Genomic DNA, 11,274 nt, shown 5'->3' on the forward strand with positions numbered 1-11,274 from the left:
GCGCTGCGCGCGGCGTCGCCCGCGGCGCCATCGGCCTCGATGTCCGAAGGTACCTCCCGGCGATGGGCGATGGCGCCCAGCGCATGGTTCATCGCATAATGCGACACTTGTTCGGTGATCGGCAGTCGTTCGGCCTCATAGGCATCGAGCAGGTGATCCCCACCCCACCCGTTCAACGTCGCCGCGAGCAACCAGGAAAGGTTCATCGCATCGGCGATCCCGGCATTCATGCCATAGCCGGCATAGGGCACCCACAGATGCGCGCTGTCGCCGCATATGAACAGGCGCCGGTCGCGGAACTTGTCGGCGATCAGCCGGCGGCCGATCCAGTCTTCGTTGGCGATGACCTCATAGTCGAAGTCGGGACCGACGCCCAGGATGGTGCGGATCGCGGCGTCGCGATCGATCGCGTCGAAATCCTCCTCATGCTCGTACAGATAGCAATGGATCAGCCATTTTTCCTTGCCGTCGATGGCGAAGGTATTGCCCGAACGGCGCGGGTTGAGCGACAGGTTCATCCAGCCGGGACGGCCGTGCATCATGGCGAGAAGCCCGGGTGCGCGAATATAGGTCGACTGGACGCGCTGGACGACGGGATCGCCCGAAAGCGTCGCACCGATCGTCTTGCGCACCAGCGAGCGCCCGCCGTCGCAGCCGATCAGATAGGCCGCGCGCGCGCGCTCTTCGCTACCGCTGTCGAGATCGCGATAGACTGCGGTGACGCCATCAGCATCCTGCTGCGCCTCGACCAGCTCGTGACGGTTGAGAATGGTAATGAGCGGATGGGCCGCCGCGTGCGCGAACAGGATCGGTTCGAGATAGATCTGGTTGATCCGGTGCGGCGGCTCCGCCGTCGGCCACCAGGTATCGGCGCCTTCGAAGTCGGTCCAGCGTTCGGCGCGGGCCGGAATCGCGATACGCGTGATCTCGTGCCCCTGCGTCACCGTGGTCCGATAAACGCAGTCGTTTGGATAGTCGGCGGGCAAGCCGCCGGCGCGAACATCGTCGGCGATGCCGAGCCGGCGGAACGCCTCCATCGTGCGCGCCGCGACATGGTTGCACTTGACGCTCGGCGGTTCGCCCGCGCTGCGGCGCTCGACGATCGTCGAGCGGATCCCGCGCCGCGCGAGGTCGAGCGCCAGCACCATGCCGACCGGGCCGGCACCAGAAATGAAAACCCGATTTTCGTTCATTGCCATTCCACAAAGGCGCAGGAAGACCCCGTCCCCCCCTCGGTCCGATAAAGCGGCTGATATCCGACCACCGACATGCGTAGCCCCGCCTCGCGCATCGCCGCCGACGTCGCGATCCAGCTCTTGCACTCCGACGTCCCCGCCATCAGTTCGGCTTGCGGAATGCCGCACAGCGCATCGCGATCGTCGCGCGCCAGCGCATCGAGAAACCAGCGGTCCCACTCTTCGTCGACCACGAAGTGCGTGAGCCCGCCCGTCGTCAGGATAGCAACGCGGGCATCGCTGTCCCACGCGGCGATCGCGCGGGCGACCGCGGCGCCGAAATCATGGCAGCGCGCCGCCGGAGGGCTGTTGTCATAATACCAGCAGTTCACGTCGACGGGGACGTTCGGCTTCACCCGGTCGCGCAGCAAATTCTTGTACAGGAAACCATAGGCGTGCGGCAGGCCGTAGAGCAGCGACTTCTCGTTCCGCACCGTCGGCTTTTCATGACACAGCGTCACGTCGAAGCCTTCCTTGCCCACCACATGCCGGGCGATATGCTGGCCCAGCGTGCGGTGGCCGGGAAAATTGACCTGATCCTCGGGCAGATGCCCGTGATCGGAGATTTCGATCCCGACCGGCAGCCGCGCATTCTGCTCGGCAGTGCGCGGCAGATTGGGCAGTTCATCGGCGGCCACGACCGCAAAGGCGGGGACGATCTCGGAGAAGAATTCGTTCTGATCGTTGCCGATCATCACGACGACATCGGGATCCACTTCGGCAAAACGCGCATGCAGGCGGTCGATCGCATCGAAACTCGCTTCGAGGGCGGCGCGGCGGGTGGCGAGATCGAGCCTGTCGGCGAGCCTTTCGGGCGCGCGTTCGGCCTCGAGCTCCGCATATTTGAGCTTGCGCCCGCGGAACCAGAGGGGGATGCCGTCCGCGCGGTCGCGCGCGGCCCGGATATCCCAATCCTCTGCCATCGTATGAAGCTGCGGCGTATGCGCGCAGCCGATTCCCAGCACGATCTCGGCCAAGCCGTCCTCCCGTCGCGTCCCTGAAGCCCGAGTTCGATCAGGCGATGATCTTGATGCGGTTCGACAAGCGGCCCAATCCCTCGACTTCCACGTCGGTCAGCTTGCCGTCGTAGAGATTGAGATAGGTGCCGATGTTGCCGCGCGGATGCTTTTCGGTGCCCTTCGACGCGGTACCCGTGTGCAGGCAGTCGCCGACCTCCATCGTGAACCATTTGCTCGCTTCGGAGATCACGCGTTCGACCGGGAAGAAATAATTGGCGGTGCTGTCGTCGGCATAGCATTCGCCGTCGATGTAACCGCGGACACGCAGCACATTCGGATCGGGGATTTCATCCTTGGTGGTCAGCCACGGCCCCATGGCGGCGAAAGTGTCGGCGCCTTTCGACTTGCTGTGATAGATGAACAGCAGATAGGTGTCCTCGTCGCCCTCGAACTTCGGGCGCCACGCGAGGTGATGCGGTTTGATGACTTCGGGCCGCTGCTTGAGCGCGATCGAATCCTGCGAAAATTTGACTCCGCTGGCGGTGACGTCGTTGGTCAGCGTGTAGCCGAAGACATAGTCGAGCGCCTTTTCGGGCGGGACATTCTTCGCGGTCTTGCCGAACACGACGACCGGTTCGGGTTCGGGGATCGACTGGCCGTGATCCTTGAGCAGTTCGATCGGCTTGTTATGCCCGGTCAGCGCCGAACGCCCCTTAGTGAAGAACATCGGGGCGGTCATCGGCTTGACGGCATATTGGTTGAGATTGTTGTTGTTCACCGCACAGCCAAGGATCTTCGAGGCTTTGGGGCTCGGCGCCATCCAGTCGGCGTCGGCCAGATCGATCACCGGCAACCGCCCGGCTTTCGCCGCCTCGATCGCCGCTGCAGCGGCATCGAGCCCCGCGTTTTCGGCTTCGATCAGATCTTCCATCCACGCATAGTCCAGCGCGACGGCGCGGTCGTCGGCAACGCGCGCGATGACGGTCGGCTTGCCGTTCAGCCTTATCATTCCCAGTTTCATAAACAGTCCTCCTCCGGCGGCCGTCGGGCGCGCGCTGTGGTTGTCAGATGGTTTCGGTGGCGTCCTCGGCGATCATGCCCATCGCGATCTGATATTCGCGCTTCACCGCTTCGGGCTGGCCGACCTGATGCTGATAGTCGGGGCGGTTCAGGCGATAGGCGAGCGAGTCCCCCAGCGCGCGGCTTTCCTCCAGCGTCATCGAGGACGTGAACAGTTCGCGATGCTTGATCGGCATTTCGATGCAGCGGTTGGCCTCGGGATCGCGGATCAACCCCTTCGGTTCGCGCCCTTCGGCGACCGCCCTGATATTGTCGTCGAAACAGCGGCGCATCATCACGATCCCGCGATCGCTCTGCCCCAGATGCTCCTCGGTCCGGTCGGCGATGCGGCCCTGCCCCGCCCAGGCGACGATGTCCTGGTTGAGCACATGGCTGGTGATCCAGTTGCCCTGCGCATCCTTGACCGGCCCCGTCCAATAGGGAACCCGCTTCTGCACATAGGGTTCGCGATCGACGGGGACGCGGTGAAACATCCAGGTGATGCTCAGCGTATTCTCGTCATCGACCGGAATGCGCCATTCGATATGGTCGCCCAGGAAAAAGGCGTTCGGCCACAGCGCGGTCGCGCCAACCGTCCAATGCTGGTTGCTCTTGTCGGTATCTTCGCGAACGCGGCGATAGATGTGGCCATAGTCGAATTCGTCGAACTGCAGCTCGAGATGCTTCGGCCCATAGCTGCCGTCGCCGAACAGCCGCGACGACCAGTTGCGGTGCATCCATTCGAAATGAACGGGGTCGAGGCTGTTTTCCTGGCACTGGAACCAGTTGCACGGCACATCGGCATAGACGATCTGACGAAAGCCGTTGGCCCAGGTGAAAGGCTCCCAATTGGGTACCAGCGGCGCGGGATCGGGGCCCATATAGGCCCAGAGCATTCCCGCCTTTTCTTCGACCGGATAGGCTTTGGTGCGAATCTTGTCGCGGAAGTTCGCCTTGGGATTCGCGACATCCTCATAGGGTTGTTCGAGGCACTTGCCCGATGCGCCAAAGCACCAGCCGTGATAGCTGCAGCGCAGTCCGTCCTCTTCGATGATCCCGTGCAGCATATCGGCGCGGCGATGCGGGCACTGGCGGTCGATCAGCCCGTAGCTGCCGTCGCCGGCGCGGAAAGCGACGAGCAACTCCCCGAGCAAGGTCACCGGCTTGATCCCCAGATCGTCGAGCTCGGCCGAAGCGGCGAAAGGGTGCCAATACCGCCGGAGCAATTCGCCCATCGGGGTTCCCGGACCCACGCGGGTCAATCGTTCATTCTGCGCCGGACTTGCCATTGCCGCCCTCTCGTCTCCCTCGTTTTGCTGCCCTCACCTATCCATGATGTATCGACATACGCAACATATTGGTCTAATAGTTGCGTATGTCGCAACAAATTCCATCCCCCATCAGCGAACGCGACCTGCGCCGGCAGTCGCCGACCGAGGGGCTGGGCAAGATCGAGGCGGTTGCGACGGCGACGGCGATCATCGACCTGCTCGCCGAGCGCGGCGGCAAGGTCAGCGTGCAGGACGTCGCCACAATGCTGGGCCTGACCAAGTCGCGCGCCTCGCGCCACCTGTCCAATCTCGAGCAATTGGGTCTGGTCCAATTGCAGGGCAGCCGCGGTTATGAACTGGGCTGGCGCCTGATGCGCTGGGGCCATATCGCCGCGAGCCGCTTCGACCTGGGCGCGCTGCTCGACGACTATCTCGTCGCGCTGGGCAATACGCTGCAGCTTACGGTCCTGCTGGCAACCGCAGCGGGCGGCGACGCGGTCGTGATGCGGTCGATCCCGGCGCCGCAGGCGATCCACATCGACGTCAAGCCCGGCCTGGTGTTGAGCCTGCCGCATTCGCCGACGGCCCGCATCGTCTTTGCCTTTCAATCGCGCGAGCGGCGCGAGGAACTGCTCGACCATCTGTGTGCGCGCGAACCCGATTTCCGGGTCGCCGACCGCGCCGTCTTCATGAAGCAGATCGCCGATATTCAGCGCCACTATGTCTGCTGGACGCGCGACAAGTTCAACCTGGGTCATGGCGCGGTGGCAGCGCCCATATTCGATGCCGACCACCGACTGTGCGCGGTGATCACCGTCATGCTGCCCAGTGCCATGCTGGGCGAGGACGGCCCGCCGATCCACGTCATCCGGGCGTTGATCGATTGCTGCCGCCAGTCGTCGAGGCGCCTGAATTCGCGCTTTCACTTTCCCGACTATCCGGCGCGTTGATCGCCCGCGGCCTGATCATTCCATAAAAATTCGGCCCCGAACGCAAAGCGTCCGGGGCCAGGGAGTGCATATCCGGTCCGGCCCGGCGGCCGCGACCCTCAATATTTAACGCTGAATTCGACACCGATCGTACGCGGCGTCGCATAGAGCGCGCTGTACGGCGTCACGCTGTCGGCGGTCAGGTTGAACAGCGCGCGCTTGTCGAAGAGATTGTCGACGAACAGCTTGGTCGACCAGGTGTCGCCCTTCGACAGCGTCGCCGACACATCGACCAGCGTATAGGCGCCCGGCGTGTGGAGATTATATTGCGGGCGATAATCCGAATAGGCGATGCGGCCTGAATTCTGGACGTTCGCCGCGAGCGCCATGTCGAAGTCGCCGCCGAGGTTCCAGTGATAATTGGCATAGGCGCTGAACGTGTGGCGCGGCGTATCGGTGAATTGCGTTCCGGCGAGCGGGCTGCCGTTCATCGCCGGCTGATCCTTCAGCCATTTCGCCTTGAACAGCGTGCCGCTGAACCCGATGTCCAGCCCGCGTACCGGCCGCGCGCTGATATCGACCTCGATCCCCTGCGACCGGGCGCACAGCCCTTCGCAGTTGAGGATGCCTTCGAACGCACCGTTGTAGAACTCGCCCGAGATCTGCGTGTCGTACCAGTTGATGTGGTAGAGGGCGATGTTGGCGGTCAGATGGTTGTTGAACCACTGGGTCTTCGCGCCCGCCTCGAAGTTCCACGTATAGTCGGGGCCATAGGCATCGGGAAGTTCGGGAACGACCTTCAGCACCGTGCCGCCGACGCGATAGCCCTGCGACGCGGAGGCATAGAGCATGACATTGTCGGTCGGCTTGTAGTCGGCCTCGAACTTGAAGATCGCCTTGTTTTCCTTCGACGTCAGCGTATCGGGCGTGCCCGCCGTACCCAGACGCAGGAAGGGAACGATCGGCGTCAGCACGTCGCGGCGTTTCGCGGTGAAATAGCGGATGCCGCCGAGGACCGAGAAACGATCCGAGAATTTCACCGTCGCCTCGCCGAAAGCCGCGAACTGGTCGAGCTTGAACCGCGCCGAGCGCTGGAACCAGATCGGGTTGGTGGCGCTGGCCGGAATGACGTCGCCCGAGACGCGATCGACGTCCTGCAGGATGTTTTCGATCTCGGTATCGCGGGTCTGATACATGACGCCGGCGACCAGATTGAACGGACCATCGAACTTCGTCGCGACGCGCGCTTCGGTGTTCCACAGCTCCAGCTTCTGATGCTGGATGAAGGCCAGATCGGTCGGCGTCGCGGTGTCGGGGAAGGCGTCGATGCTCTGGAGGAAGCGGAAGAAGTCCCCCATCCCCGAATTGTCCTTGATCGCGTCGTTCTTGCGATGCTGATATGCCTGCGTCAGCGTGACGACCGCCGGCCCGAAATCATGTTCGAGGGTAAGGCCGCCCAAAACCGTCGTATCGTTGAACTGCCCCTTGGTCGGCAGCTTGCTCTGGAGCTCGCCGACCGCGGGATAGGCCACGCCGCCGATCGACGACGCCCACGGTTGCGAAAAGCCCGCGCCCGCCGATTCGAGCCGCTGGACATAGAGCTGCGAGGTCAGCGTCGTGTCGGGGCCGAGCTCGACCTTGGTGTTGAGGCGGAAGCCCGTCTGGTCGGCCTGGTTGAAATTCTTGATGCCGTGCTGGACATCGTCGACGAAGCCGCCGGTATGGACCTGATAGCCGACGAGGCGAACCGCCGCCTTGTCGCCGATCGGCAGGTTGAGCATGCCCTTCACCGACCAGCTCGGCGAGCCTTCCTTGATCGTCGCGGCGCTGAGGTCCATGCGGCCGGCGAAATCGGTCGGATCGGCTTCATTCGAAATGATCCGCACGACGCCCGCGAGCGCCGACGAACCATAGAGCGTGCTCTGCGGTCCGCGCAGGACTTCAACGCGAGCGGCATCCCACACCACGAGGTCGGTCTGGCGCCCCGACGTCAGCGCGGCGCTTTCGCCCGAACCCGAGGTCGGCAGATTGTCGTAATAGAGCCCGACGGTCGATTCCCCCGCACCGACGAGGCCGCGGATCATGATCGTGTTGAGGCCGGGGCCTTCGTTGATGACGTTCAGACCCGCGACGTTGCGCGTGATGTCGTCGAAGTTCACGACATTCTTCGATTCAAGCTGATCCGCGGTCAGCACGCCGATGCTCGACGGCGTATTCTGGACCGTCTCGTTGCCGCGCTTGCTCGCGGTCACGATGATCGGTGCCTGCGCATTGTCGTCTGCTGTCGATGCGTCCTGCGCATAGGCGGGCGCAGCCCCGCAAAGAATCGCGGCGGTCGCCGCCGATGCCGCCCAGATCGTCCGCGATTTCAAAAATGCCGACATAAAGTCCCTCCCCAGCCATCCGTTGTTTCAGACCGCCTCACCAGAAGCGGTTTCCGTGATTTGTTTCACATGTTATATATTTCTGGATGACCGACAAGCGGATTTTGCAATTTGTTTCACAGAACGCAACATTGGATCACAGTGCGCGACACATAATCGCGGGATTCACCGATATCGCGGGGCGGTTCGTAGGGAGCCTATACGGGGCCGAGCGGTCCGGGCATATTCCGTTCGATCAAGGGAATCGCGGAAAAGGCGCCGACATGCGCGCGTCTCGCCGCCTTCGATGCCGCAGCGAACCGGATCGGGAAGGGCGTCGATCAAGCGACGCGGAATAGCGGCTTACCGGCGGCCCTGCTGCATGCGCTATGGCGCTAGGGTATGAACCATTGCAGCCCGTCGGCACGCTGGCGCTGCATGCGGTCTTCGTGAAATTCGAAGGTGCCGGGAAAGGGATTGCGTTCGAGTAGCGGACGATCGGCGAAGCGCATGGCATATTCCTGGCCGCCGTAGGGACGCCAGCGGGCTGCCGACGGCGCCGCTGGTTTCCCGGTCGCGGCAAAGCTGGTCCAATAGTCGATCATCTGCTCCGCGAGCCGCACCTCGGCCGGTCCCTCCGCCGCAGGCCAGTTGCGCGACCCCGCGACCGGACGCCCGGCAATGCCGAAGACGAACGGTAGCTCGCTCGCATGAAAGGCGCAAAGATCGCGCGCGCGGGCCGCCGGGTAGCAATGATCGAAGACGTAAAGATAAGCCGGCGCTCCGGCCGCGGTCTGCGCGCGGACCAGACGTTCGGTTGCCCATCCGTAGATGGTGTCGCGCGTCGCGGCGAGCATGCTCTCCGTCCCGCCCGACGCCGGATACAGCTTGAGATAGGCGGCGGCGAGATCGCCGTAACGCTTCGCGGCCGCCGCCGCATAATCCGCCGGGTCGCCCGGCATGGCCGGCACGAGCCGCCGCTGCGATCGCACCTCGCCGCTGTTGAAGCCGGCGAGCAGCGGCACCTTCATCTGCGCGCCGCGGTCGAGGATGTTGACGAGCTGGTCGGGGACGACCACGCCATCGACGACCGGCTGCGCGGGGAAACGGGCGCGCACCGCCGCCGCCAGCAAAGCATCGGGATCGACGGCGCGCAGCGCGGCGATGTCGGCAGCGCCCAGCGCTTCGCCCAAAGCCTGCCCGCTCGCTTCGGCGGATGGCAGACCGAACGCCGCTTCGCGCAGGCGCGGCATCGCGCGCATATTGGTGCTCTGGACGATCGCCTTCGCGAACAGGCCGCGGGCTGGTGGGCTGGCGAGAAGATAGGAGACGCTGAGCGCCCCGGCCGATTCCCCCATCGCGGTCACATTGGCAGGATCGCCGCCGAAGGCCGCAATATTGCGCTGCACCCAGCGGAGCGCCGCCATCTGGTCGAGCAGGCCGTAGTTGCCCGAGACATTTTGCGGCGATTCGGCGCTCAGCCCCGGGTGTGCGAACCAGCCGAAGACGCCGAGGCGATAGTTGATCGACACGAAGACGATCTCGCGCCGGGCGAATTCGCGTCCGTCGTACATCGGGCTCGCGCTGCCGCCGAATTGCAGCGATCCGCCGTGAATCCACACGATCACCGGCGCCTTCTTCGCCCCCGCCGGCGCCCAGATGTTGAGCGTCAGGCAATCCTCGCTCTGGGGGCGGGGCGCTTCGAAATAGACGCTGTCGGCGGGATAGGCGGGCTGGACGCAGTCCGGTCCGAACTCGGCCGCCTGTCGCAGGCCCGACCAGGATGGCGGCGCTTCGGGCGGCTGCCACCGCCGCTCGCCCACGGGCGGCGCGGCATAAGGCAAGCCGCGGAATATGCGCACATTGTCCTGCCATGTGCCGGCGACGCGTCCTTCGCCGACGGTCGCCGTCGGCGCTTCGCGGGGGGCGGGTGCGGCCCCCGACAGACCAAGGACGGCGCACAGGCCGATGACGATCTTTCCAAGCGGCGACAGGCCCATCAGCGCATTTCCTCTTCCCCGCGGCGATGCTTGCCATCGTCCACCCGAGTATCTACGCTCACTTGTGAGTGAATATCAAGCCGCCAGCCGGCATTGACCGACGCGGGCGCCGCGTCACAATGTCCCGCGGTCTGAAAGCAGCGGCGGGAACAGCCGCAAGGGAGAGCCGATGACCGATCCGACGAGGCGCCATTTCATCACCGCCGCAACCGCCCTTCCCGTCGCCGCCAGCGCCGCGAGTGCGGGTGCCGCCATGACCGACACGATCGCGAGCGACCTTGCCGCCTATATCGGTTTCGGCAACAAGCGCGCAGGCGGCGCCGGCGACAATGCGTGCGGCCACTGGCTCGCCGATCAGCTCACGCGCGCCGGCTACGCGGTCGAAAAGCCGGCCATCTCTGTTCCCCATTTCGACGCCGGAGCGTGCGACATGGTCGTCGGCGACACCCGCGCCGCGCTGATGCCGCAGCCGATCGTGACACCGACCGCCGCCGGGGGCGTGACGGGGCCGCTGGTGCGCGTCGATGCGCAGGGCCGCGCCGACGCGCCGTTGGCGGGCGCGATCGCGCTCGTCGACCTGCCCTATGGCCGCTGGTCGTCGGCGCTCGCCAAGCCGGTCCGCGCGCCCGTCGAGACCGCCTTCGCGGCGGGCGCCAAGGCGGCGGTGATCGTCACCAACGGACCGACGGGCAAGATCATCGCGCTCAATGCCGATGGCCGCGCGCCGATGTTCGCGGGTCCGGTCGGTCTGCTCGCGCCTGCCGACGCCGCACCTTTTTGGGAGGCAGCGATGCGCCATGCCGCGGCGACTGTTTGCCTGACCGGCGAGGGCGGGCGGCGGGCCGCCTTCAATGTCATCGGGCGCCTCGACCGCGGCAAGGCGAAGTGGGTGGTCGTATCGACGCCGCGTTCGGGCTGGACCGACTGTGCGGGCGAGCGCGGCGGCGGCATTGCCGCATGGCTGGACCTGGCCCGCGCTATCCCGGCGCTGCTCCCCGACCACAACCTCGCTTTCCTGTGCAACAGCGGCCATGAATATGAAAATCTGGGCGCCGAGGAGGCGCTGAAGGCGGTGGCCCCCAAGCCCGACGCGACGCATTTCTGGCTCCACCTTGGCGCCAACCTCGCGGCGCGTGACTGGCACGAAGGCCTGTTCGGCCTCGCCCCGCTGGCTGGCACCGATTCGCAGCGCTATCTGGTCGTCAGCCCCCCGCTGCTTGCGACGGCGCGGCGCCTGTTCGCGGGCTTTGCCGGACTTGAAAGCCCTTACCCCAGCGACAAATTGTCGGCCGGCGAACTCACCGCGATCATCGCCGCAGGCTACCCATCGGTCGCAGGCATTTTCGGCGTCCATCGTTTCCATCATGTCGAAGGCGACGATGCGCGCTGCGTCGATGCGGGTGCGGTCGCGGCGACGACCGCCGCCTTCCGGAAGCTGCTCCTTGCCGCGGCCGCGCC

Annotated in this window: 8 protein-coding genes; 2 read left to right on the top strand and 6 right to left on the bottom strand. The window is 64.9% G+C overall.

Features of this window, described 5'->3' with window-relative positions; genetic code table 11:
• From ABS88_RS04520 to ABS88_RS04535, 4 genes are all read right to left on the bottom strand, one after another.
• On the bottom strand, positions 1–1,193 hold a 1,193-nt coding region (locus ABS88_RS04520; protein WP_286749209.1), incomplete at its 3' end, for an FAD-dependent monooxygenase.
• Positions 1,190–2,212, bottom strand: a complete 1,023-nt coding sequence (locus ABS88_RS04525) for a DODA-type extradiol aromatic ring-opening family dioxygenase (RefSeq protein WP_286749211.1) — start codon at positions 2,210–2,212, stop codon at positions 1,190–1,192. The genes ABS88_RS04520 and ABS88_RS04525, both read right to left, overlap by 4 nt.
• 37 nt (positions 2,213–2,249) lie before the next feature.
• Positions 2,250–3,215, bottom strand: coding sequence for a fumarylacetoacetate hydrolase family protein (locus ABS88_RS04530; RefSeq protein ID WP_082813322.1), 966 nt, complete (start codon positions 3,213–3,215; stop codon positions 2,250–2,252).
• A 43-nt stretch (positions 3,216–3,258) separates the two neighbouring features.
• Positions 3,259–4,488, bottom strand: coding sequence for an aromatic ring-hydroxylating oxygenase subunit alpha (locus ABS88_RS04535; RefSeq protein WP_286749212.1), 1,230 nt, complete (start codon positions 4,486–4,488; stop codon positions 3,259–3,261).
• Between the two features lie 140 nt (positions 4,489–4,628).
• Between ABS88_RS04535 and ABS88_RS04540 the strand changes: the two genes are divergently transcribed.
• The gene (locus tag ABS88_RS04540; protein WP_062768086.1) at positions 4,629–5,474 is read left to right on the top strand and encodes an IclR family transcriptional regulator; all 846 of its coding nucleotides are present in this window, start codon (positions 4,629–4,631) and stop codon (positions 5,472–5,474) included.
• A gap of 98 nt (positions 5,475–5,572) precedes the next feature.
• Here the strand turns inward: ABS88_RS04540 and ABS88_RS04545 are convergent, their stop codons facing one another.
• Positions 5,573–7,837 (bottom strand): TonB-dependent receptor, encoded by a 2,265-nt coding sequence (locus tag ABS88_RS04545; RefSeq protein WP_286749215.1) that lies wholly within the window; start codon positions 7,835–7,837, stop codon positions 5,573–5,575.
• 374 nt (positions 7,838–8,211) lie between these two features.
• Positions 8,212–9,816, bottom strand: coding sequence for a carboxylesterase/lipase family protein (locus ABS88_RS04550; RefSeq protein WP_286749217.1), 1,605 nt, complete (start codon positions 9,814–9,816; stop codon positions 8,212–8,214).
• Between the two features lie 169 nt (positions 9,817–9,985).
• Here ABS88_RS04550 and ABS88_RS04555 point away from each other — a divergent pair.
• A partial coding sequence (locus tag ABS88_RS04555; RefSeq protein ID WP_286749219.1) for a PA domain-containing protein occupies positions 9,986–11,274 on the top strand: 1,289 nt, incomplete at its 3' end.

Source organism: Sphingopyxis sp. SCN 67-31, assembly GCF_001725095.1.